Source organism: Cobetia sp. PDI-12MA (assembly GCF_059507695.1).
The window spans coordinates 2,150,832-2,173,836 of the sequence record NZ_CM183351.1; the positions used below are offsets into that span (position 1 = coordinate 2,150,832).

17 protein-coding genes are annotated in these 23,005 nt (G+C 63.6%); 12 read left to right on the top strand and 5 right to left on the bottom strand.

From position 1 onward, the window contains the following. Both AC5WNI_RS09240 and AC5WNI_RS09245 read left to right on the top strand, forming a co-directional pair. Positions 1-1,326, top strand: coding sequence for a Zn-dependent hydrolase (locus AC5WNI_RS09240; RefSeq protein WP_175090139.1), 1,326 nt, complete (start codon positions 1-3; stop codon positions 1,324-1,326). Next, positions 1,323-2,849, top strand: coding sequence for an aldehyde dehydrogenase (locus tag AC5WNI_RS09245; RefSeq protein ID WP_175090138.1), 1,527 nt, complete (start codon positions 1,323-1,325; stop codon positions 2,847-2,849). Before AC5WNI_RS09240 ends, AC5WNI_RS09245 begins: the two co-directional genes overlap by 4 nt. A 136-nt stretch (positions 2,850-2,985) precedes the next feature. Here the strand turns inward: AC5WNI_RS09245 and AC5WNI_RS09250 are convergent, their stop codons facing one another. After that, the gene (locus AC5WNI_RS09250) at positions 2,986-4,005 is read right to left on the bottom strand and encodes a LysR family transcriptional regulator (RefSeq protein ID WP_153635881.1); all 1,020 of its coding nucleotides are present in this window, start codon (positions 4,003-4,005) and stop codon (positions 2,986-2,988) included. A gap of 186 nt (positions 4,006-4,191) precedes the next feature. Here AC5WNI_RS09250 and AC5WNI_RS09255 point away from each other — a divergent pair, with 186 nt between their 5' ends. The 5 genes from AC5WNI_RS09255 to AC5WNI_RS09275 all read left to right on the top strand — a co-directional run bounded on the left by AC5WNI_RS09255 (position 4,192) and on the right by AC5WNI_RS09275 (position 9,705). Next, positions 4,192-5,619, top strand: coding sequence for a sodium:solute symporter family protein (locus AC5WNI_RS09255; RefSeq protein WP_175090137.1), 1,428 nt, complete (start codon positions 4,192-4,194; stop codon positions 5,617-5,619). A 562-nt stretch (positions 5,620-6,181) separates the two neighbouring features. Beyond that, on the top strand, positions 6,182-7,171 hold the full coding sequence (gene dctP, locus AC5WNI_RS09260) for a TRAP transporter substrate-binding protein DctP (protein WP_172978676.1): 990 nt from the start codon (positions 6,182-6,184) through the stop codon (positions 7,169-7,171). A gap of 10 nt (positions 7,172-7,181) precedes the next feature. Beyond that, entirely contained in the window at positions 7,182-7,706 is a 525-nt protein-coding gene (locus AC5WNI_RS09265; RefSeq protein ID WP_175090136.1) for a TRAP transporter small permease, read from the top strand. Between the two features lie 3 nt (positions 7,707-7,709). Then, positions 7,710-9,014 carry a TRAP transporter large permease gene (locus AC5WNI_RS09270; protein WP_175090135.1) on the top strand — a complete coding sequence of 435 codons (1,305 nt, stop codon included), beginning with the start codon at positions 7,710-7,712 and terminating at the stop codon, positions 9,012-9,014. Between the two features lie 22 nt (positions 9,015-9,036). After that, the gene (locus tag AC5WNI_RS09275; RefSeq protein ID WP_175090134.1) at positions 9,037-9,705 is read left to right on the top strand and encodes an RraA family protein; all 669 of its coding nucleotides are present in this window, start codon (positions 9,037-9,039) and stop codon (positions 9,703-9,705) included. Positions 9,706-9,864: 159 nt separating this feature from the next. Here the strand turns inward: AC5WNI_RS09275 and AC5WNI_RS09280 are convergent, their stop codons facing one another. After that, the gene (locus AC5WNI_RS09280) at positions 9,865-10,368 is read right to left on the bottom strand and encodes an OsmC family protein (protein WP_153635887.1); all 504 of its coding nucleotides are present in this window, start codon (positions 10,366-10,368) and stop codon (positions 9,865-9,867) included. A 157-nt stretch (positions 10,369-10,525) separates the two neighbouring features. On the opposite strand from AC5WNI_RS09280, the gene AC5WNI_RS09285 reads away from it, so the two are divergent. Continuing rightward, complete coding sequence (locus tag AC5WNI_RS09285) at positions 10,526-11,611, top strand: hypothetical protein (protein WP_175090133.1); 1,086 nt, start codon at positions 10,526-10,528, stop codon at positions 11,609-11,611. Between the two features lie 76 nt (positions 11,612-11,687). Here the strand turns inward: AC5WNI_RS09285 and AC5WNI_RS09290 are convergent, their stop codons facing one another. Then, entirely contained in the window at positions 11,688-13,343 is a 1,656-nt protein-coding gene (locus tag AC5WNI_RS09290; protein WP_254627140.1) for a sigma-54 interaction domain-containing protein, read from the bottom strand. A gap of 411 nt (positions 13,344-13,754) precedes the next feature. Between AC5WNI_RS09290 and speB the strand changes: the two genes are divergently transcribed. The 4 genes from speB to AC5WNI_RS09310 all read left to right on the top strand — a co-directional run bounded on the left by speB (position 13,755) and on the right by AC5WNI_RS09310 (position 19,654). After that, positions 13,755-14,705 (top strand): agmatinase, encoded by a 951-nt coding sequence (gene speB / locus AC5WNI_RS09295; RefSeq protein ID WP_175090132.1) that lies wholly within the window; start codon positions 13,755-13,757, stop codon positions 14,703-14,705. A gap of 310 nt (positions 14,706-15,015) precedes the next feature. Then, complete coding sequence (locus tag AC5WNI_RS09300; protein WP_175090131.1) at positions 15,016-16,332, top strand: YjiH family protein; 1,317 nt, start codon at positions 15,016-15,018, stop codon at positions 16,330-16,332. 123 nt (positions 16,333-16,455) lie between these two features. Next, on the top strand, positions 16,456-18,108 hold the full coding sequence (locus AC5WNI_RS09305) for a 5-guanidino-2-oxopentanoate decarboxylase (RefSeq protein WP_175090130.1): 1,653 nt from the start codon (positions 16,456-16,458) through the stop codon (positions 18,106-18,108). 94 nt (positions 18,109-18,202) lie between these two features. Then, on the top strand, positions 18,203-19,654 hold the full coding sequence (locus tag AC5WNI_RS09310; RefSeq protein ID WP_175090129.1) for an aldehyde dehydrogenase family protein: 1,452 nt from the start codon (positions 18,203-18,205) through the stop codon (positions 19,652-19,654). A 113-nt stretch (positions 19,655-19,767) separates the two neighbouring features. Here the strand turns inward: AC5WNI_RS09310 and AC5WNI_RS09315 are convergent, their stop codons facing one another. Together AC5WNI_RS09315 and AC5WNI_RS09320 are read right to left on the bottom strand one after the other, a co-directional pair. Further along, complete coding sequence (locus AC5WNI_RS09315; protein ID WP_175090128.1) at positions 19,768-21,564, bottom strand: SulP family inorganic anion transporter; 1,797 nt, start codon at positions 21,562-21,564, stop codon at positions 19,768-19,770. 22 nt (positions 21,565-21,586) lie between these two features. Continuing rightward, positions 21,587-22,894 (bottom strand): NAD(P)/FAD-dependent oxidoreductase, encoded by a 1,308-nt coding sequence (locus AC5WNI_RS09320; RefSeq protein WP_217485893.1) that lies wholly within the window; start codon positions 22,892-22,894, stop codon positions 21,587-21,589. Positions 22,895-23,005 lie beyond the last annotated feature (111 nt).

Sequence of the window (23,005 nt, forward strand, 5' to 3'; positions counted from 1 at the left end):
ATGAGCACATCCACAACTCAAGCGACTCAAGACGTGCTGGACTCCCTCGCCCTGCGCGTCGATGGCAAGCGCCTGTGGGACGCGCTGATGACATTGGCCGAGATCGGCGCGACGCCCAAGGGCGGCAACTGCCGCCTGGCACTCACCGAAGAAGACCGCGCCGGCCGCGAGCTGGTCACCGGCTGGCTCGAGGCCGCAGGCCTCACGCTGCGCGTCGACGAGATCGGCAACATCTTCGCCCGTCGCCCGGGCCGCAATGACAGCCTGCCGCCAGTCGCCACCGGCAGCCACATCGACACACAGCCCACCGGCGGCAAGTTCGACGGCTGCTTCGGCGTGCTGGCTGGCCTGGAAGTCATGCGCGTGCTGGATGAGCACGGCATCGAGACCGAAGCCCCGCTGGAAGTGGTGATCTGGACCAACGAGGAAGGCAGCCGCTTCGTGCCGGTGATGATGGGGTCCGGGGTGCATGCGGGCCTGATTCCGCTTGAGAAGGCACTGGCCGCCACCGACCGCGACGGCGACAGCGTTGCCGCGTCACTGGCGCGCACCGGCTATGCCGGCGACGTGCCGGTGGGCAGCCACGATTTCGGCGCCTATTTCGAGGCGCATATCGAGCAGGGCCCGGTGCTGGAGCAGGAAGAGATCACCATCGGTGCCGTCACCGGCTCGCTGGGTCTGCACTGGTTCGACGTGGTGGTCAGCGGTCAGGAAGCCCACGCCGGCCCGACACCGATGCCCTACCGCCGCGATGCGCTCAAGACCGCCTGCGCGCTGGTCAGCGACATCCTGACGCTGGCCGATGCCTATCAGCCCAACGGTCGCGTCACCTGTGGCGAATTCAATGTGCATCCCAACTCGCGCAACGTGATTCCGGGCCAGGTGCGCTTCAGCGTCGACCTGCGCCACCTGGAACCGGCGGTGCTCGCCGAGATGCACGACCAGCTCAAGGCGCTGTGCCTCAAGCATCACGCCGCCAACCAGAGCGACAGGCAGCGCGTCGATATCGAACTGATCGAGGTCCAGCACATTCCGCCGACGCCCTTCGCGCCGGAACTGGTCGAGATGGTGCGCAGCGCCAGCCAGGAGCTGGAACTCAGCTTCCGCGACATGGAAACCGGCGCCGGTCACGACGCCGTGCAGATCGCCGGTATCAATCCGGTGGCGATGATCTTCGTGCCCTGCGAAGACGGCATCAGCCACAACGAGAGCGAGAACGCCGAGCCTGCCGATCTCGAAGCCGGTGCCAATGTGCTGCTGCTGGCGATGCTCAAGCGCGCCGGTGTCGTCAGCACCAACACTACCACCGTGGAGAACGCCCAATGAGCGCAACCACTGCAACCTCCGTTCCGCTGACGCATGCCGACTGGCAGCAGCGCGCCGCCGCGCTGACCTTCGAGACGCGTGCCTTCATCGACGGTGCTTATGTGGAAAGCACCGGCTGCGACACCTTCCCGGCATATAACCCGGCCACCGGTGAAGTGCTGGCGCATGTCACCGCCTGCACCGAGCAGGACATCGACCGCGCCGTGATGGCCGCGCGTCGCGCCTTCGACTCCGGTGTGTGGTCGCGTCAGTCCCCCCAGGCCCGCAAGGCCGTGCTGCAGCGCTTTTCCCAGCTGATCAGCGACAATGCCGAAGAACTGGCCCTGCTGCAGACGCTGGAAATGGGCAAGCCGATCGGCGACAGCCTGGGCTTCGATCTGGCGGAAACCGCGCGCTCGGTGGCCTGGTACGCCGAGGCCATCGACAAGCATTACGACGAGATCGCGCCTACCGGCGAGAACGTGCACGCCACCATTACCCGTGAAGCGCTGGGCGTGGTCGCGGCGGTGGTGCCGTGGAACTTCCCGCTGATGATCGCCTCCTGGAAGTTCGCGCCGGCGCTGGCGCTGGGCAACAGCGTGGTGCTCAAGCCGGCCGAAGCCTCAAGCCTGAGTGCGCTGCGTCTGGCGGTGCTGGCCGATGAAGCCGGCATTCCGGCGGGCGTGTTCAACGTCACGCCAGGCCTGGGCGCGGTAGCGGGTCAGGCGCTTGGCCTGCACATGGAAGTCGATGCGCTGGCCTTCACCGGCTCCACCGCGACCGGCAAGCGCTTCATGCGCTACGCCAGCGACTCCAACCTCAAGCGTGTGTGGCTGGAGTGTGGCGGCAAGTCGCCGCATATCGTGTTCGCCGATTGCCCGGACCTGGACCAGGCCGCTCGCGCCGCCGCCGATGCCATCTTCATCAATCAAGGCGAAGTCTGCATCGCCGGTTCACGCCTGTACGTCGATGAGGCCATCTTCGATGACTTCATGCCGCGCCTGATCGCCTGCGCCCGTGCCATGCCGGCCGGTGACCCGCTCGACCCGGCCACGCGCATGGGCGCACTGGTCAGTGCGGACCACCACGAGAAGGTGCTCGGCTTCGTCGAGACGGCGCTCTCGGAAGGCATGACGCTGCACCAGGGCGGCCGTGCCATCGCGCCCAGCGATGCCACCTCAGGCGGCTGGTATCTTGAGCCGACCATCGTGGAAGGCGGCCAGAACAGCACCGTGATGCGCGAGGAAATCTTCGGCCCGGTGCTCGGCGTGACCCGCTTCAGCGGCGAAGAAGAAGCCATCGAACTGGCCAATGATTCCATCTACGGGCTGGGCGCTGGTCTGTGGACACGCGATCTGGCGCGTGCCCATCGTGTCTCGCGGCGTTTGAAGGCAGGGCTGGTGTGGGTCAACTGCTACGCCGATGGCGATATCAGCGTGCCCTTCGGTGGCGTCAAGCAGTCCGGTTTCGGGCGTGACAAGTCGCTGCACGCGCTGGACAAGTACTCCGACCTGAAGACCACCTGGATCAATCTGGCCTATTGAGACGTCGGTCGACCAACGCGGGTAGCCCCGAAGCGCCGCTGCCACCCGGACTCTCTGGTGACAGCGGCGCTGGCCTTTCAGGACACGCTGCAGGACGGGCTCCAGCACAACGTCTTGAACTTGTCTCAAAGGTGACTCAAGTGGCGGGCGTATCACCACCCGGCGCACCGTCACTGGCCAGCACGGCATTCGTGTCCGGCAGTTGCATTTCGAGACCACGATGCAAGCGTTCTTCCAGCGGCACCTTGGCCAGCGCGTTGTGCAGGAAGTCGACAAAGGTGGATTCGGCGGCACTGAAACGCGCTTCACGGTGCCACATCAGGTGCAGATCGATATCGGCCACGCCCCCGTAGGGTGGCAAGGGCCAGAGCTGACCTTCGTCGATCTCGCGCCGCACGGTGTGTTCCGGCATGCAGCCGATGCCCCAGCCGGCCAGCACCATACGGCGGATTTCCTGCAGGCTGCTGGATTGACCGATCACCGGGCCCTGCAAGCCCTCGCGGGCGCGGAACATCGCCAGCGGTGACAGCACGCCATCGAGCTGCTCACTGCCAAAGGAGACATAACGCTCATTGCGCAGCGCCTCCAGCGGCAGATTCTGCTGACCGAACAACGGATGCATGCGACCACAGAAATAGCGGTAGCTCTGGCGCGCCAGCACCTGAGACATCAGCTGCTCGGGCGTCTGCTGGGCCAGACAGATACCCAAGGCCCCCTGGCGCTGCAGCAGACCCTGCTGCACCTCGTGACTGGACATTTCCTGGATCGAGAAAGTGACCTGGGGGAAACAGCGATGAAAGCGCGCGAACACGCTATCAAGGAATCGGCATTCGATGCCGGTGATGAACAGGAGCGAGACATGCCCGGAAATCTCCGTATGACTGTTGCCCACCTCAGAGGCGAGACGCGCCACGTTGGCGTAGATCTCCACCGCCTCGCGATAGACCACCTGCCCCGCCCCCGTCACGCGAAAGCTGTGACTGTCCCGTTCGATCAGACGCTGCCCCAGGCGCTCTTCCAGGCGCTTGAGTGACAGACTCACCGCTGGCTGTGACAGGTAGAGACGCGCCGCGGCCCGACTGACACTTTCCTCCTGGACGATGACGATGAATGTTCTCAGCAGGTTCCAGTCCAGCGTGTCATGTATGGGTCGCATGGTGATTGTTCCTGTCCCGAAAGTGGCGCGACCGGCAAGAGCGCAATGAAACGCACTCTCGCCGACACCCAGATAGCAATAAAGTCAGCACCGCGTCACCGACGTCTGCCCTCGAGTGATATATTCCCTCTCACTCAAGACAGCAATGACGATCAATACAAAATCAATAAAGCGGAAAACACGACGATGTTCGATACCAGAGAAACCTTCATTCTCTCGATCATGATCATAGCATGTGGCGTATTTCTGATGGGGCTTTCGCTCTATTTCTTCCGCCACATCAAGACCTATGATGATTACAATGTCGCAGGCCGTTCCACCTCGACCTTCCCGCTGATCTGTACACTGATCGGTACCGCCGTCGGCGGTTCTACCCTGCTGGGCTTCGTCTCCAAGGGTTACACCTTCGGCATGGGCCAGCTGTGGCTGCCGGTGGGCATGACCTTCGCGGGCATCGCGCTGTACTTCTTCATCGGCAGGATCCACGCCGAAGGCGAGCGCCTCAACATGGTGACACTGGCCGACTTCCTGGTCAGTCGCTTTGGCGAAGGCGTCAGGGTGCCGACCCTGCTCAGTATCCTGTGTGCCTACGCGGCCATCACCGGCATGCAGTTCGTGGCCGTGGCCACGGTGCTCAAGCTGGTGTTCGGCCTGGCACTGCCGGTGGGCATCCTGCTGACCTGGGCACTGCTGACCGCCAAGACATGGCTGGGCGGCCTGATGGCGGTCATCTGGTCAGATGCCATCCTGGGCACCCTGCAGACCCTGGGCATCTTCTTCCTGCTGGTCACCGTCTACTACGCCAGCGGCAGCTGGGAGTTCATCAGCGCGGCACCCATGCCCGAAGGCAACCCTGACTTCCTGAGCCTGACCGGCATTTCGGGTCATGAACTGGCAGTCTACATGCTGACCATCGGCGCCTATCAGTTCGTGCGCCAGGACCTGTGGCAGCGCTTCTGGGCCGCACGCAGCCTCAAGGCGGCACGCACCGGCTACGCCGTCGCCATCGTCTTCACGCTGCTGGTCGGCGCTGCCGTGGTCCTGATCGGCGCCTTTGCGAAACTGGGCCTGGATATCGCGGTGGCCAATCCGGACCTGTCCTTCTACGCCATCATCAAGGCGACACTCCCGCTGCCATTGATGGTCAGCATGGTCGTGGTGCTGCTGGCGACCATCATCTCATGCGCCGATTCGTTCTTCATCGCCGGCGCGTCCTCGATTGCCAACGACATCATCAAGCCGCGCATGAAGGGCCGCGATGATGCCTTCATGCTGCGCATGAGCCGCCACTCGGTGGTCGCCATGTCCTTGATTTCACTGGGCCTGGCACTCTATGCACCGCGTCTGCTCGATATCTGGATTCTCGGCAGCGCAATGCTGGTCTGCGGTGTGCTGGTGCCGACGGTGGTCGCACTGTGCCGTCGCACGCCAGACCCGCGTGGCGGGGTGATCATGATGTGGGGCGGGCTGGCCACCGCCGTGCTCTGGCAGGTGCTGGGCCATCCCTTCGGCCTGCACCCGGTGATGATCGGCCTGCCGGTCTCGCTGGCGCTGATGCCGCTGGCGCTGCGCAAGCCGAGCCTGACTCTCTCGACCGAGTCCGCGGCGCGCTGACTGGCCATGCTGACTCAATAACCTGCCTGGCCAGGATAACGGTTGCACTCAGTGCGTGTCAGACAGTGATGTAATACCCGAGAGCCCCCGTTGCCGAGACTCACAAGAGGTCATCGGCAACGGGGGCTTTCCTGTGTTCAGCTTCATTCACTCGATGATTTATGCCCGCCATTCTACTGACTATCTTCTTGACCAGCTTGCTGAGCGAGCAGATGGCTTCAGGAAGATTTTCGCGATCGACTGCCCACCATCCTTGCGACGACTTGCCTGCCTTTTCTGCCATCAATCGGCCTATTCCCCATCACAATCCCCGCATGTTGTCATGGCACAATACACACATATTTTCTTACATAAATCTGGCAAATACTGCGTATTGAAATTTGAAAGCCCAAAAGGCTGATGATTCGTTGACCGCGAAGGGAGGGCCTCATAGATTGAAGGCGTACCATCACAACAAGAAGCAGGGACAGGTACCGCATGCATCTCCCGGACGCAGCATCATGGTCACGAGAAGTCCCGCATGCACTGCCCCGCTCACAATAACGATAACGTGGATACTGTCATGAAAACCCTCAAGCCCGCTCTTCTGCTCCCGCTGCTCGCACTCCTCCCGGCCACCCAGTCCATGGCCACCGAATTGCGCATGCTGTCCAGTTACGACCAGACCACTGCCTACTCCCGCGAGATTGCCCAACGCTTCATCAAGGAAGTCGAAGCCAACAAGGCCGCCGACCTCACCATCAAGCTGACCGGCCCGGATGTGGTGCCGCCCTTCGAGCAGCTGCAGCCTGTCGCGGCCGGTGTCTTCCAGCTGCTGTATACCCATGCTGCTTACCACACCAACACCACCGGCGTCGGCGCCGCGATGGATGGCGTGGCGGTGAATCCGGAACAGACACGTGAATCCGGCCTGTGGGACATGGTCGATGAGCACTACAACGGCCTGGGCCTCAAGCTGATCGCGATTCCGCCGCTGGGCAGCCACGGCTTCCAGTACGTGCTGAAGGAGCCGATCACCGGGACGCCGGGCCTGGATGGCCGCCGTCTGCGCGGCAGCCCCACCTACACCAACGTCACCAAGGGCCTGGGCGGTACGCCGGTGCTGATGTCCAGTGGCGATGTCTATTCCGCCATGGACCGTGGCGTGATCGACGGCGCGGCCTGGGGCCTGAATGGCGTCAAGGACATGGGCTGGCAGGAAGTCGCCGGCTACTACTCCAAGCCGACCTTCGGTCAGACCTACAACTTCGTGCTGATGAATCTCAACGCCTTCAACTCCCTGTCGCCGGAACAGCAGCAAGTGCTGCTCGACGAAGGCCGCGAGCTGGAGACCGAGATCATCCCGATCCTGGATGAACTGGCCATCGAAGAGTGGAAGGCGCTGGACGAAGCCGGCATGCAGGCCACCGAATTCGCGCCGGAAGACGCCGAGCGTCTGGATGCCCTCGTTACGGACGGCATCTGGCAGCTGGGCATCGACAAGACCCCGGACACGGTGACCGCCATGCGTGAACTGGCGATCGAGAAGAACCTGACCACCGTCAGCGAGTAAGGAATCCACCATGCTAACCCTGCTTGCACGTGTGCATGACGGCGTGACGCGAGCAGGCTTCCTTCTGGGCGGTGTCACCTTGTGTGGCATCGTCCTGTGCTTCTGGCTGGAAGTCATCGCGCGCTACTTCTTCAACTCGCCCACCCTGTGGTCCGGCGCGATGGTGGCTTATCTGCTATGCCTCTCGATTTCGCTGGCGACGCCGGAACTGGCACGCACCCATGGCCATATCGCCATCACCGTATTGCCGGAGCGCCTCGGCCCTACCGCGCGCGCTTTCTATGATCGTCTCCTCGCCCTGGTGACCGGCGCCGTCTGCGCCGTGGCCGGTTGGATCTGCGTGCAGGAAAGCCTGCGTCAGTTCCAGTATCACACCACCACCGCCATGGGCCTCGATATTCCCAAGGTCTGGGTCTCCAGCTTCATCGCCTACGCGATGATCGGCGCCGCCCTGTACTTCCTGCGCCACGCCTTTAGCCGCTCGACTAGCCGCGCGACGCCTTCGGCGACCGCCGACACCAGAAAAGGACCCTGAGTCATGGAATGGTATACCTCTCTGGGCCTGGCCATCGCCTTGCTGATGGGCCTGTTCGCCCTCGGCATTCCCGTCTTCGCCGCCTTCTTGACCATCAACGTGCTCGGCACGCTGTGGTTGATGGGCACTGCCGGTTTCGGCATGTTCGCCAACAGTGTCTACGACAGCATGACCTCGGAGACACTGACCACCATCGCGCTGTTCGTGCTGATGGGGGAGCTGCTGTTCCGCTCCGGCTCCATCGATGTGATCTTCGACTCGCTGGATGCCCTGATGGGCCGCATGAAGGGGCGCCTCTATTTCTTCGTCGTCGCCCTCTCGACGCTGTTCGGTGCCCTGTCCGGCTCGGCGCTGGCCGTGACCGCCATGCTCAGCCGCTCGGCGCTGCCGACCATGCAGGAGCGCGGCTATGACGACAGGCTGTCCATCGGCCTGATCCTGGGTGGCGCGAGTCTCGCACCAATCATCCCGCCGAGCCTCTTGGTGATCATCATCGGCTCGATGGTCGATGTCTCCATCGCACGCCTTTTGATCGCGGGCATCCTGCCCGGCATTCTGCTGGCCGCGCTGTTCATCCTCTATGTGAAGGTGCGCATCACGATGGACCCGCGCCGTGCACCGCCCCTCGATGAAAGCGGGGGTGGCACGGCAAAGGAAAAGCGCCGCGCCGTGATCAACATGCTGCCGTTCACCATCATCATCTTTGCCGTGCTCGGCCTGATTCTGCTCGGCATCGCCACGCCGTCCGAATCCGCCGCCACCGGCGTGCTGGGCTCGCTGGTGGTCGCGGCCTACTACCGCAAGTTCTCGTTCAAGATGGCGGGCGAAGCGGTGATGTCCTCGCTCAAGGTCAGCACCATGATCATCCTGATCCTGGCGTGTTCGAAGCTGTTCTCCCAGCTGTTGAGCTTCACCGGCGCCACCAGCGGTCTGGTGAGCAGCGTGACCGGGCTGGATCTCGACCCGGTGTGGATGCTGCTGATCCTGATGCTGATTCCGCTGATCGCCTGCATGTTCATCGACCAGATCGCCTTCATGATGGTGGTGATTCCCATCTACGCGCCGCTGGTCAAGCTGTATGGCTTCGATCCGGTGTGGTTCTGGACGCTGTTTTTGATCAACATCTCGGTGGGCAGTCTCACCCCGCCCTTCGGCTACAACCTGTTCGCGGTGAAAGGCGCCGCCCCGGCAACGCCGATGCAGACCATCTACGCCGCCGCCTGGCCGATCGTCATCTGCTTCCTGTTCGCGATGCTGATGCTCTACTGGGCCCCGTGGCTGACGACCTTCCTGCCCAGCCTGATCTGACCGACCACGACGAGAGACTTTCATGTACCAACTCAATGACATGCCAGCGCAGGTCGCTCCTGAACGGCTGGAACAGCTCAAGCAGTGCGAGACGGCCACCATCGGCCACTTCCACACCCGGGGCTTCGTCGATCCGGCGATTGCCAGCATGCTGCCCGAGGTGCGCATCGCCGGTACCGCCATCACTGTCTCGCTGCCGCCGGAAGATGGCACCCTGCTCAACCATCTGATGCGCCTGGTGCGCCCGGGCGATGTGCTGATCGTGCATCGACAGGGCGATCGCCACCGCGCCTGCTGGGGCGGCGTGATGACCACGGTCGCCTCGCGCCTCGGCGTGGCCGGTGTGGTGATCGACGGCATGGCCACCGATGCGCTGACCATTCGCGACAAGCAGTTCCCGGTCTGGAGTCGCGGCGTCGCTTCGCTGACCACCCGCTTCGCCGGAATCGGCGGCGCACTCAACGTACCGGTCAGCATCGGCGGCGTGGTCGTCAATCCGGGCGATGCCATCCTTGCCGATGAAAGTGGCGTCATCGTCATGGCGCCCGAGGAAGTCTCGGCCATCGCCAGCCACGCCATCGAGGTGCAAGAAGCCGAAGACGTGCTGCTGGCGAAGATTGCCGACGGCGCCTGCCTGCCAGACCTCACTGGTTCCAGCAAACTGATCGAGGAAGTGAACGCACGGGGTTGATCCCCTCGCTTGATGCCCTTGCGAGACGCTGTTTCTTTAGAGAGATGCTGAAAGCAAAAAAGGCCACCAGATCGCTCTGGTGGCCTTTTGGGTTCTGACACGGTCTGTAAGACACGGTCAGTCCGACACGGTTGTAGGACACGGGCTGAGGGCTGCCCATCACTGATGGGTGATCACCGCCTCGCAGCTGACCGGAAAATTCAGTGAATTGGCGATGAAGCACAGCGCATGCGCCCGGTGGTGCAGCTCATGGGCGAGCGCGATATCGTCACCGGCGGCCAGCGTGATCTCGGGGCGCAGCACGATGGAGGTGAAACGTCCCGCCTCGCCCTCGTTCTCTGCCTGACTATTGCCAACAGCGGGCGTGCCTTCCTGCATCGTGCCCTCGGCGTGGTCGTGATAGCTCATGACACGAATGCCGGCCTCGGCACACAGGTGCAGATACCAGAGCTTGTGGCAGGCCGAGACGGAGGCCACCAGCATGTCTTCGGGGTTCCAGCGGGAAGCGTCGCCCCGAAAAGCGGGGTCGGCGGAGCCTTCCAGGCTCGGCTTGCCACTGACACGGGCCACGAAATCACGCTCATAGGCGGTGTAATGGCGGGTGCCATCACCGCGATTACCGGTCCACTCAAGTTCAACCGAATACTGGTGTCGTCTGGACATCGTTGTCTGCTGCTCTCTGAAGGGAAACCGCGTGCGCGGCATGACGCGCAGTCTGATACTTCTGCCTGATTAGGCATCTGAACATCATCAGCACGCGAGAAGTCATCGTAGGCCGATGATAGGATTGAATCGATCGCACTCTGACAGGATGTCACGCATGGCGTTTGCCGTAACACGCTCCCTTGGGGCAATTCCCGGGCTGGCCGCCGCCGCCCTGACGCTCGGACTGGGCCTGAGCTTGTGCCTCATCACCCCCGGCGCCTCGGCACGCGCCGAAGCCGCACAGTTTCGCCCCACGCCCAAGGTCATCAATACGCTGAGCAGTACCTACGGCTTCGTCATCGCCCAGGACATCACCCTGTCACGCATCGCCGAGGAGTATCCCGGCCTCGCGCCGGATGCAGAGCTTGCCTCCGCCTATTTCGACAATGCCTTCCCGAACATCACCCATCGCCTGGCGGACAACCTCGCCACTTTGATGGGGCGGGAGCACGCACGCGAAGTGCTGGATGGCATCCGCCGTCAGATAAAGACGCAACTGGATTCGCAACTGACCACCGACAAGCTGACCAGCGACTTCGCGGCCCGCTTCATCGAGGCCATTCATCTGCGCGCCCAGGGGGAATACCTGCCCTCGCCGTTCAAGGAATTTCTGCTGGCGACCAAGTATCAGATCGAGCCGGTGTACGAGCTGTACGACGGCTATTTCCAGCAGTTCCACACCAAGGGCCATCCCAAGTCACTGGGCATCAGCCTTGCGCTGCACCTGCCCGCCTCGTGGTCTGCCGCCGAGGGACGCCTGCCGCATATCGTGCAGAAATGGCAGAGTCAGGCGGGTACCGGCACCGACATGATCATCCTCGAAATCTATGACCTGCATGGCGAGACTGTCAGCGACGCGCAGCTCAAGGTGATGGCCGCCACGGACCAACTGGCGCAATGGGCGCCCATCAACAGCCAGATGCTCGACTCCGGCCTGACCCGAGTGGATCACCGTCAGGTCTACTGGTTCGATATCGCCATGACACAGCGACACCAGGGCATGCCCATCACCTCGCAGACCCGCGAATACGGCCTCTTCCTCGACGACAAGCTGATCCGCCTGCACTGCACCAGCTACCACCCCACCGCCGACGGCACCACCTACGCCAAAGCCAAGACAGACCTCGCCGTCGACGAGGGCTTCAGCGAGATCAAGCCGTTATGTGAGGGAGTGATGGGGAGTCTGGTGGTGATGCAATGAATATAGTGTACCTTAGCTGTCGGGCCCGGATGATTGACTAATCGATTGGTCATCACATAGATCCGACACATGGTAATTATTTTAACAACATATGCTTCAACTTCCTCACCACCGTCGGCTGACTAATCCCTGCCCTCTTGGCTATCGCATAGGTGCTGGGCAGCTCGGCAGCCATCTCGCGTAGCCATTGTGCTTCGATGCGTGCCAGGCCTTCCTTGAGGGTTTCGTTGGGGCCGAGCTTGGGGGTTGGCATGGCTACTGCCCCCTCAGCGGCAGGCGCTGAGAGGGAATTGGGACTATGAGAGTTATCGGCAGTGGTAAAACTTTCAGTAACGCCTATTCCATTGGATTTTTCATTACTGAAGCCAAATGAACTGCCTAGTCCATTAGCGTTATTCGTGGAACAGGTGTTGAGCAGTGTTTTCACTGAATCGCTGTCAATGACATCACTGGGGGCGCTGAGCCAGGCGCGTTCCAGCCAGTTTTCCAGTTCGCGGATATTGCCGAGCCAGTCCTGGCGCATGAGGATGGGCCATAACGAGGCGTCGAGGAGTTTGCGGCGACCATGACGTTGATTAAGGCGAGAGAGGTGTTGCTCGATCAGGGCGGGAATGTCTTCGCGGCGTTCGCGTAGCGGTGGCAGGCTGACGGGGAGCACATTGATGCGGTAGTAGAGGTCGAGGCGGAACTGTCCCTGCTCCACGCGGGCGGCGAGGTCTTGATTGGTGGCGACGACCAGCCGAAAGTCGGCGCGGCGGGTGGTGGTGTCGCCCAGGCGGGTGATCATTCCGTCCTGAATCACCTTGAGCAGCTTGGTCTGGGTGGCCAGCGGCAGCTCACCGATTTCATCGAGGAACAGGGTGCCGCCTTCGGCCTGCTCCATCAGGCCCGCCTTGCCACGGTTACCCGCGCCGGTGAAGGCACCGGCCTGATAACCGAACATCTCGGACTCGAACAGGCTTTCGGGAATGGCGCCGCAGTTCACCTCGATGAAGGGGCCGTCGGCGCGTTGGCTCCAGCGATGCAGTTGATGGGCGAAGGCCGTCTTGCCGACCCCGGATTCGCCCAGCATCAATACCGTGGCGTTGGTGGGCGCGACCCGCTTGAGCAGCAGCGCTATCTCCCGCATCACGGGGCTTCTGACCTGCAGCTCGCCCAATTCCAGCGCGGCGTCTTCGCATTCCGCCTGCTCGCGCGCGGCCTGCTCGCACAGAGCACGCCCCTGCTGCGCGTCATGGGTGGTCTGCTCAGCAACTGAGCGCGCACTTCCCACCGTCCCCCAGTCACGCTCGCCCGCACTCCCCCCGCCCAGCTCACTGCCCCGCGAGTTGCGGCGCAGGTGATCCGTGAAACGCTGCTGGAGCACAGCATATTCCTGCTGCAACAGCTGGATATCGGTGAGGTCCATCGAGCGGCTGACCACGCACTCAAGCTTGCCCGCGACGAATACCGGATGCGCCTGCGCCACCACTCGCCGCCCGGTGGCGGTGAGCTGCATCATCTGCAGCGCGCGCCCCGTACGCAGCACCTCCAGACTGATCGATGGCTTGAGCACGCCACTGGCTTCCAGGTCATGCACGTTGGCGGCACACAGCTCCTCGCGGGTCATGCCATAGACCGCCGCGGCGCCGGGGCTGACATCCAGCACCTGGCCATCGGCATTGACCACGAAGTAGTGATCGTGAGCGGTGTCGATGATGGTCTTGAGAATCTGACGGTCGAGCTCTGACATGGCGGGTACCTCATGGTCGAGCCTGTGAATCGGGCGGGGCTTTCTGTGCTTCTTTTCGCAGGTCTTTCTCGCAGCTCTTTCTAACAGCTCTTTCCAGCAGGTCTTTCTCGCACTGCGCTGAAGACAGTCTCGATGATGCCTGAATGTGATCCACAAATGAATCAGTGATCCATTTTTGAATCATCAATGCCGCACTGGTGATCCACAAATGAATCACCCAGCAACCTCCGCCAAATAAAACTCAATAAAATCAATTGACTAAAAATTGGCATGGTTACTGCAATGCTGGAGTATGCGCCAAGGAGGATCGCCGGCTTTCATCACACCGTCCGGTCGGGCGATCAGGCGATCGAACACAATACCCCGCTCGCCGTCAGCGTATCGCGAGCAACTCAAGACCTGGAGAGACAGATGAGCGAGTTCAATCAGCCGCTGGGCGGCAACGACATGCCACGTTTCGGCGGCCCGGCCACCATGATGCGCCTGCCGGCTCAGGAAACCGCGGAAGGCCTGGATGCCGCCTTCATCGGCATTCCGCTGGACATCGGTACCTCCAACCGTCCGGGCGCGCGTCTCGGCCCGCGTCAGATCCGTGATGAATCGCGCATGCTGCGCCCCTACAACATGGCCACCCGCGCCGCGCCCTTCGACAGCCTGCAGGTGGCGGACATCGGCGATGTGCCGATCAACACCTTCCACCTGCCCAAGAGCATGGACATCATCGAGCAGTTCTACGATGAAGTGCTCAGTCACGACTGCGTGCCGCTGACACTGGGCGGCGATCACACCGTCACCCTGCCGGTGCTGCGCGCCATCGCCAAGAAGCATGGCCCGGTCGGCCTGATCCACATCGATGCCCACGCCGACGTCAACGACCACATGTTCGGCGAGCCCATCGCCCACGGCACGCCGATTCGTCGCGCCCAGGAAGAAGGCCTGTTCGACAGCCAGCGCGTGGTGCAGATCGGCCTGCGTGGCACCGGCTACTCCGCCGATGACTTCGACTGGTGCCGTCAGCAGGGCTTCCGTGTCGAGACCGCCGAGATGTGCTGGTTCAAGTCACTCGCGCCGTTGATGGCCGAAGTGCGCGACATGATGGGCGATCGCCCGGTGTACATCACCTTCGACATCGACGGACTGGACCCCTCCGTCGCCCCCGGTACCGGCACCGTGGAAGCCGGCGGCCTGACCATGCCCCAGGGCATGGAAATCGTACGCGGCGCGCGTGGCCTCAACATCGTCGGCGGTGACCTGATGGAAGTCTCCCCGCCCTACGACACCAGCGGCAACACCGCGCTGATGGGCGCGACCCTGCTCTACGAAATGCTCTGTGTACTGCCGGGCGTGCAACAGCGCGACTGATCCACGAACGACCCACGAATGACCTGCTGTCCTGCTGCACCCGCGCCGGGGGCCCGTCCCGCCCTCGGCGCACACAGAATCACCCGACACGATACGGCATGATGCATCACACGATGCACGGCTAGAGCCTGACCATTACAACAAGATCTAGGTGACCCGAATGACAACCAGCATCGACCCGACGGCGGATCACACGCCGTCCCGCTCCAGCCCAAGCGCCGATTCACCTTCAGACAAGGTGCACAAGGGTGAGAAGGCTCAGAAAGAGCTCATCGCCACCCGTCCCGTTCCGCTCACGACTCACGGAGTCATGAAATTTCTGCTGCCGTCATTGCTCGGCGTCAGCTTCTTCCTGGTGCCCTTCAGCACGGGTGACACCATCAACATCGGCATGGGCCTGATGGCCGATTGGCTCAAGGCGACGCTGGGCGGCGCACTACCCGCCATCGCCGTCGCGGTGCTGTGCCTTTCCGTACTGCTGACCGGCTTCGTCAAGCTCGCCAAACCGGTCTGGGCACGTCAGGGCGCTGCACACGAGCTGTTCGATGTCTCGCCGGTATGGTTTGGCATGCGTGCCCTCGGCGCAATCTTCGCGCTGATGACCTACTCCCAGTGGGGCCCCACTCAAGTGACGGCGGCCTTCACCGGCGGCGTGATGCTCAATGATCTCGCGCCGGTACTGCTGACCTTCTTCTTCTTCGCGGCCATTCTGCTGCCGCTGCTGGTCGACTTCGGCTTCATGGAATTCATCGGCAGCCTGGTACGCCGTCCGTTCCGTGCCATCTTCAATCTGCCCGGGCGCAGCGCCATCGATGCCACCGCCTCATGGATGGGCTCCGGCACCGTCGGTGTGCTGATCACCACCCAGCAGTACGAGCAGGGCTTCTACAGCAAGCGTGAAGCGGCGGTGATCGCCACCAACTTCTCGGTGGTCTCGATCGCCTTCGCATTGCTGGTCACCAGCTTCATGAACATCAACCACCTGTTCGTGCCCTTCTACCTGACCGTGGTCATCGCGGGCCTGATCGCCGCCGTCATCGTGCCGCGTCTGCCGCCGCTGTCACGCAAGCGCGATGACTACCACGAGCCGGTCGGCTGCCAGATCAGTGAAGAGAACCAGAGCGGCTGTGGCGTGCTGCGCTACTCACTCGGCATGGCCGTCGCGCGCGCCGAGCATGCGCCGGGCCCGCTCAAGCTGGTGAAATCGGCCTGCTTCAATGTGGCGGACATCTTCCTCGGTCTGCTGCCGGTGGTGATCGCCATCGGTACCGTGGCGCTGATGCTGGCCGAGTTCACGCCGGTGTTCACCTGGCTGTCCTACCCGATGATTCCGCTGCTGGAACTGCTGCAGATTCCCCACGCAGCAGAGGCAGCCCCTGCCACGCTGGTCGGATTTGCCGACATGTTCCTGCCGGCGGTACTGGCCAAGGACATCGACAGCGAACTGACCCGCTTCGTGATCGCCTGCCTGTCGCTAACCCAGTTGATCTACATGTCCGAGATCGGTGCCCTGCTGCTCAAGTCGAAGATTCCGCTCAAGCTGTGGGAACTGGTGGCCATCTTCGTGCTGCGTACACTGATCACCCTGCCGATCATCGCTGGTATCGCCCATCTGTTCGTGTTCTGAGCCATCGATTGAACTGCTAGTTGAGCGACGACTCGCACTCGACTGACACCGCTTCGCGACCGACTCCTTTTCCTCATGACTTCAGGGAGCGCCACGGCGCTCCCGTCTGCCGGATAGACTGCCATGACCTGTGCTGAACTCCTGATCCGATTGCTGCGTGACACCTACGGCGTCGACACCGTCTTCGGTATTCCCGGCGTACATACCGTCGAGCTCTACCGTGGCCTGGAACCGGATGCCGATCCCGCCGCGAGCAGCATTCGCCACGTCACCCCGCGCCATGAACAAGGCGCTGGCTTCATGGCCGATGGCTATGCCCGCAGTACCGGCAAGCCCGGGGTGTGCTTCATCATCACCGGCCCGGGGATGACCAACATCACCACCGCGATGGGGCAGGCGCTGGCCGACTCCACTCCGATGCTGGTGATCTCCAGCGTCAATCGCACCGACACCCTCGGCCGTGGCCAGGGGCGTCTGCATGAGCTGCCCAGCCAGCATCAGCTGGTGTCGGGCGTGGCGCGCTTCAGCCACACGCTGCTCGACACGTCCGCACTGCCGGAAGTGCTGGCCCGCGCCTTCGCGCTGTTCGAGGGCGCCCGCCCGGGACCGGTGCATATCGAGATTCCCATCGATCTGTTCAATGCCGAGGTGGCACTGCCTGCCGGTCGCACCACCCATGACGTCACGCGCCCGCGCATCGGCCGTCTGGCGCCGGACCCGGCCCTGCTCGAGGAAGCCGTGAGCCTGCTGCAGGGCGCCGAGCGCCCGCTGGTGCTGCTGGGCGGTGGCTGTGTCGCCGCACCTGCAGCGGCCCGCCAGTTGGTGGTGGCACTCGATGCCCCCACCGTCACCACCATCAATGCCAAGGGCCTGCTGGGCAGCGCTCACCCACTGGATCTCGGAGCCAATGCCGCGCTGCCTGCGGTACGCAAACTGGCGTGCGACGCCGATGTGGTGCTGGCGATCGGCACCGAACTTGGCGAGACCGACTACGACGTGGTGTTCGATGATGGCTTCGTCATCGGTGGCCAGCTGATCCGCATCGATATCGACCCCGAACAACTGGCGCGCAACCAGCAGGCGACACTCGCCATCGTCGCCGACGCCGGCTTGGCGCTGGAGACCCTCGCCGACCGGCTGACCGGCCTCGAGAGCAACCCGAAAGGCAAGACACGCGGCGCGCAGATTACCGCCGCCACGCTTGACGCCCTCGCGATACCGACTGACCCGGCCTTCGCGCCCTACGTGCCGCTGTTCAATACCCTGCAGCAAGCGCTGCCGGAGGCGATCTGGGTCGGCGATTCCTGTGCGACGGTCTACGCTGCCAATCACCTGCTCAGCCAGCCGGCGCCGCGCCGCTACTTCAATGCCTCCACTGGCTACGGCACGCTCGGCTACGGCCTGCCTGCCGCGATGGGCGCCACCCTGGGCCGCCCGGACCTGCCGGTGATCGCGCTGGTCGGCGATGGCGGCATCATGTTCACGCTGTCCGAACTCGCCTGCGCGGTGGAAGAACAGCTGCCGGTGGTGATCGTGCTGTGGCACAACCAGGGCTATGAAGAGATTCGCCGCTTCATGGACAACGCCGGCGTCACGCGCCTGGGAGTCGACATCAAGGCCCCCGACTTTCAACTGCTCGCCCAGGGCTTCGGCTGCGCCGCCGTGGCGATCGACTCCCCCAGTGAGCTGGCGACCGCGATCAGCGAGCGCAACGCAAGCGCCCCGCTGCTGGTGGAAATCGATGCGGCAGCGTGGCAGCGCTCAATCGCACAGTGAGTCTGGCTCGCCGCTTATCGCCACAACACTGAACAATGCCCGCCTGTGCCCTCGAGGTGGCAGGCGACAGCAAAATCACATGTCAGGAATGTCCATGCACAAGCTCGATCATCAGTTCATCAACAACGAGTGGGTCAAGTCCCACGGCGAGCGTCGTCTGGCGGTCACCAACCCCTTCGAGGAGACCGTCATCGCCGAGGTGACGGCGGGTGATGCGCGTGATGTACAGGCCGCCGTCGCGGCCGCCGCCGAGGCCTTCGAGGGTTGGCAGGCACTGAGTGGCGCCGAGCGTGCGGTCTATCTGGAGGCCTTCGCCGAGGGGCTGACGTCACGCCGGGAAGCGCTGGTGGAGATGTCGTGTCGCAACAACGGCAAGATTCGCGCCGAGGCAGAGATCGATCTCGATGACGCCATCGGCTGCTACCGCTATTACGCCGCCCAGGCACGCGCGCTGGATGCGCGTCAGGGCGCGGAGGTCGCGCATGATGTCGAAGGCTACGCCGCGCACACCTATCACGAGCCGGCAGGCGTGGTGGGATTGATCACGCCCTGGAACTTCCCGCTGGTCACCAGCGCCTGGAAGGTCGCGCCGGCGCTCGCCGCGGGCTGCACCCTGGTGATCAAGCCGTCTGAAGTGACGCCACTGCCGGAGCAGGTGATGGCCGAGATCGCGCTGGAAGCCGGTCTGCCGGCGGGTGTGTTCAACCTGCTGCACGGCGATGGCGAGGGTATCGGCGCGCCGCTGACCCGTCATCCGCGCATCGACAAGATCTCCTTCACCGGCAGCAATGTGGTCGGCGAGAAGGTCATGCAGGCCGCGGCCTGCGGCACGCGCGGCGTCTCCCTGGAGCTTGGCGGCAAGTCGCCGATCATCGTGCTCGACGATGCTGACGTCGAGGAAGCCGCCGACTGGGTGATGGCCGGCATCTACTTCAATGCCGGTCAGATCTGCTCTGCCACCTCGCGCCTGCTGGTGCACGAGGCCATCGCCGATGAGCTGCACGCCGCGCTGGCCAGCCGTATCGATGCACTGGTGCTGGGTGACCCGCTGGACGCCGCGACCCAGATGGGCCCGATGACCAGCGCCCGCCAGCGCGACACCGTGCTGAGCTATCTGAACGTGGCGCGCGAGGAAGGCCTGACGGTGCTGCGCGATGGCACCCATCGCAGCCTGCCAGGCAAGGGCTACTTCGTGGCGCCGACCCTTTACACCGATGTGCCGGTGACAAGCCGTCTGTGGCGCGAGGAGATCTTCGGGCCGGTGCTGTGCTCGCGCCGCGTGGCCGATGAAGCCGAGGCGATCCGCCTCGCCAATGACTGTGATTTCGGGCTGGTGGCCACGGTGGTCAGCGGCGATGCCAGGCGCGCCCAGCAGCTCGGCCGTCGCCTGCGCGCCGGGGTGGTGTGGTACAACAGCGAGCAGCTGCCGCTGGTGCAAGCCAGCTGGGGTGGCTTCAAGCGCAGCGGCATCGGCCGTGAGCTGGGGCCGTGGGGCCTGGCGGGCTATCTGGAGGTCAAGCACATCATCGGCCCAGTACTTGATTGAACGTATTGACTGAGCATCTTGTGTGACCAGATGACAAAACACCCCGCCTCGGCAATCACCGAGGCGGGGCGTTTTCGTTCACAAATCTTTCTTGAAACCAGCTACTTCTCCTATCAGCCGACTGCAGCCGTCTGGCTGATGCCATCCCGCGCACAGGACTGGCCGCAATGGCTGCCGTGAATGCTCAGCGCCTGCCAGGCATCGAAGGTACTGAGGTAGATGTCGCCACCGAGATTGGCCGGCAGCTCCGAGCACTTGAGGCGGTCCATCACCGGGCCCTTCACTTCACTCAGATGCAATTTCACGCCAGCGGCGCTCAGGCGCTCATTGATGACTTCCAGGCTTTCCAGCGCCGAGGCGTCGATCAGGTTGACCGCCTGACAGGCCAGCACCAGATGCTTGAGCGAGGGGCGTTCGGCCATCAGCGCCAGCACCGTGTCTTCCAGATAGCGCGCGTTGGCGAAATACAGGCTCTCGTCGATGCGCAGAATCGCCAGTTCGGGATCGGTCTCCACTTCATGGCGCTCGACATTGCGAAAGTGCTCGCTGCCCGGCACGCGCCCGACCAGTGCACTGTGCGGCTGGCTGGTGCGCTTGAGGTAGAGCCCCAGCGACACGGCGATGCCGACGATGATGCCGCTCTCCACCCCATGCGCGAGAGTGATGATCAGCGTGATCATCAGCGCCGCACCGTCACCCTTCGAGTAGCGGAAGGTGCGCTTGATCGCCGCGATATCGATCAGGCTGGTGGTGGCGACGATGATGATCGCCGCCAGCGTCGCGCGCGGCAGCCACGCCAGCCAGTCGGTCAGCCACAGGCTGGCGAGCAGGATGCCGATGGCGGTGAAGGCCCCAGCCAAGGGCGTGGCGGCGCCGGCATCGAAGTTGACCACCGAGCGCGACAGCCCGCCCGAGATCGGCATGCCACCGCTGACGCCTGCGCCCATGTTGGAGACGCCTAGCGCGATCAGCTCCTTGTCGGGGTCGATGCGCTGACGGCGCCGTGCGGCGAGGGTCTGGGCCAGCGCCAGCGATTCGACGAAGCCGACCACGCTGATCAAGAGTGCCGAGATCAGCAGACCCGACCAGTCATGGCTGACAAGGCTCGGCAGGCTGAGGTCGGGCAACCCACCGGGCACGGCACCGACCAGCGCCATGCCGCTTTTACCCTGAACGAGTGGATCACTCAGCCCCCAGGCCAGCAGGCTGGAGACGATGACGGCGATGATCGGCGTGGTCTTGCACAGCATGCCCGCCGCGCTCTCACTCATCCGCAAGGCCATCAGGCCGTGCTTGAGATGACGACGTGCCAGGATCAGCCACGCCAGGCAGCCCAGCCCGATGGCGAGTGTCGGCCAGTGCAGCTCATGCGCGCCTGCCGACAGCGACTCGCCCATCGCGATCAGATTGCCACCGCTCAGGCTCAGGCCAGTGATCGGCCCGAGCTGACTGGCGATGATCAGGATGCCCGAGGCGGTCATGAAGCCCGAGATCACCGGGTGGCTGATGAAATTCACCAGCACTCCCAGGCGCAACAGCCCCATGGCGATCAGCATCGCGCCGGAGAGAAAGGCCAGCAGCAGCGCGGCGGCCAGCATCTCGGGCGTGGAGAGCGCCGCGCCATCGGCGCCGCTCATGCCCGCGATTGCCGAGGCCGTCATCAGCGAGATGATCGCCACCGGCCCCACCGCCAGGGTGCTGCTGGTGCCGAACAGCGCATACAGCACCAGCGGGAACATGCTGGCGTAGAGGCCGACCTGTGCCGGCAGCCCTGCCAGCAGTGCATAGGCCAGCGCCTGCGGCACCAGCATGACGCTGACGATCACCGCCGCCAGCAGATCACGCCCGAGACTGTGACGGTCATAGTGGGCAAGCCAACCCGCCAGCGGCAGCCAGCGGGCAAGCGACATCCCCCTTGCCTCTCGAACCGGCTCAGACATCGCGTGACGCCGGACGCGCCAGCCATTCGTGGCCCTTGAGCAGCAGGTTCCAGTAGATGAACGGCAGCCCCCGTGCCTTGAGCTGCCAGGCCAGGCGAGTCGGACGCGTGCCGTCATTGACCCACTTGGGGAAGGTCGGCTGCAGTTCACCGCCGTAGCCGAATTCCGCCAGCACGATGCGGCCGTTCTCCACCGTCAGCGGGCAGGAGCCATAGCCCCGATAGCCCGCCGTGAGCGCGCCACCGGTCAGCGTGGCCAGCAGGTTCTCGACCACCACGGGGGACTGCTTGCGCACCGCCGCGGCGGTCTTGGCATTCGAGGTGCCGCTGACATCGCCCAGCCCGAAGATGTCGGGATGGCTCATGTGCTGCAGGGTCTCGGGTTCGAGATCCAGCCAGCCGGCGGCGTTGGCCAGCCCGGATTGTGCGATCAACGCCGGTGCCTTCTGCGGCGGCACCACATGCAGCATGTCGAAGGCCTGCTCGACGATCTGCGGCTCGCCGCCCTCCTCGGCTGCCGGCACCTCGAAGCGTGCCGTCTGCGTCTCGCCATCCACCGCGACCAGGCGCTGATGGAACCTGGCGTCGATGCCATAGCCCGCGACCGCCTCTTCCAGCGCTGGCACGTAGGCCGGCACGCCGAACATCACGCCGCCGGCGTTGTGGAAGCTGACCTCGAGCTGCGACAGCACGTTCTCGCGCTGCCAGTGATCGCAGGCCAGATACATCGCCTTCTGCGGCGCACCGGCGCACTTGATGGGCATCGGCGGCTGGGTGAACAGCGCCTTGCCGCCCTTGAGGGTCTGCACCAGCTGCCAGGTATAGGGCGCGAGATCATAGCGATAGTTGGAGGTGACGCCATTCATTCCCAGCGTCTCCTCAAGCCCGTCGATGGCGCCCCAGTCCAGCTCCAGCCCGATGGCGATCACCAGACGCTCGTAGCGCAGACGATGACCATTGCCGAGCGTGACTTCATGCGCCTCGGCATCGATGCCGGTGGCCGTATCGCGATACCAGTGCACGCCCTTGGGCATCACCGAGTGCATCGGCTTGCGCGTGAATTCCGGCGTGAAGATGCCGCCACCGACCATCGTCCAGCCCGGCTGATAGCTGTGCTGCTCGGCGGGTTCGACGATGGCGATGTCCATGCCCGGCTGGCGCTTGAGCAGACTGGCCGCCACCGCGATACCGCCGGCCCCGCCACCGATGATCACCACCTTGTGGGCGTTGGGTGCCAGGCGGTGATTGGCGGCGCGGGTCGCTTCCGCGGCCGAATCAGCCCCCTGATTGTCACAAGGCATCGTTGCAGAATCCGAAACTGGCGGGGTCTCTGGCGTGCTCTGGCTCATCGATAAGGCTCCCATCGCGGAAAATCGTCCATTTGAGTCACAAAATTACGTAAGCAAGCTACA

Excerpts from the sequence above, each read along its gene's own strand:
- AC5WNI_RS09240 (WP_175090139.1), top strand. The coding sequence starts at position 1 with ATGAGCACATCCACAACTCAAGCGACTCAAGACGTGCTGGACTCCCTC.
- AC5WNI_RS09245 (WP_175090138.1), top strand. The coding sequence starts at position 1,323 with ATGAGCGCAACCACTGCAACCTCCGTTCCGCTGACGCATGCCGACTGG.
- AC5WNI_RS09250 (WP_153635881.1), bottom strand. The coding sequence starts at position 4,005 with ATGCGACCCATACATGACACGCTGGACTGGAACCTGCTGAGAACATTC.
- AC5WNI_RS09255 (WP_175090137.1), top strand. The coding sequence starts at position 4,192 with ATGTTCGATACCAGAGAAACCTTCATTCTCTCGATCATGATCATAGCA.
- dctP (WP_172978676.1), top strand. The coding sequence starts at position 6,182 with ATGAAAACCCTCAAGCCCGCTCTTCTGCTCCCGCTGCTCGCACTCCTC.
- AC5WNI_RS09265 (WP_175090136.1), top strand. The coding sequence starts at position 7,182 with ATGCTAACCCTGCTTGCACGTGTGCATGACGGCGTGACGCGAGCAGGC.
- AC5WNI_RS09270 (WP_175090135.1), top strand. The coding sequence starts at position 7,710 with ATGGAATGGTATACCTCTCTGGGCCTGGCCATCGCCTTGCTGATGGGC.
- AC5WNI_RS09275 (WP_175090134.1), top strand. The coding sequence starts at position 9,037 with ATGTACCAACTCAATGACATGCCAGCGCAGGTCGCTCCTGAACGGCTG.
- AC5WNI_RS09280 (WP_153635887.1), bottom strand. The coding sequence starts at position 10,368 with ATGTCCAGACGACACCAGTATTCGGTTGAACTTGAGTGGACCGGTAAT.
- AC5WNI_RS09285 (WP_175090133.1), top strand. The coding sequence starts at position 10,526 with ATGGCGTTTGCCGTAACACGCTCCCTTGGGGCAATTCCCGGGCTGGCC.
- AC5WNI_RS09290 (WP_254627140.1), bottom strand. The coding sequence starts at position 13,343 with ATGTCAGAGCTCGACCGTCAGATTCTCAAGACCATCATCGACACCGCT.
- speB (WP_175090132.1), top strand. The coding sequence starts at position 13,755 with ATGAGCGAGTTCAATCAGCCGCTGGGCGGCAACGACATGCCACGTTTC.
- AC5WNI_RS09300 (WP_175090131.1), top strand. The coding sequence starts at position 15,016 with ATGAAATTTCTGCTGCCGTCATTGCTCGGCGTCAGCTTCTTCCTGGTG.
- AC5WNI_RS09305 (WP_175090130.1), top strand. The coding sequence starts at position 16,456 with ATGACCTGTGCTGAACTCCTGATCCGATTGCTGCGTGACACCTACGGC.
- AC5WNI_RS09310 (WP_175090129.1), top strand. The coding sequence starts at position 18,203 with ATGCACAAGCTCGATCATCAGTTCATCAACAACGAGTGGGTCAAGTCC.
- AC5WNI_RS09315 (WP_175090128.1), bottom strand. The coding sequence starts at position 21,564 with ATGTCGCTTGCCCGCTGGCTGCCGCTGGCGGGTTGGCTTGCCCACTAT.
- AC5WNI_RS09320 (WP_217485893.1), bottom strand. The coding sequence starts at position 22,894 with ATGCCTTGTGACAATCAGGGGGCTGATTCGGCCGCGGAAGCGACCCGC.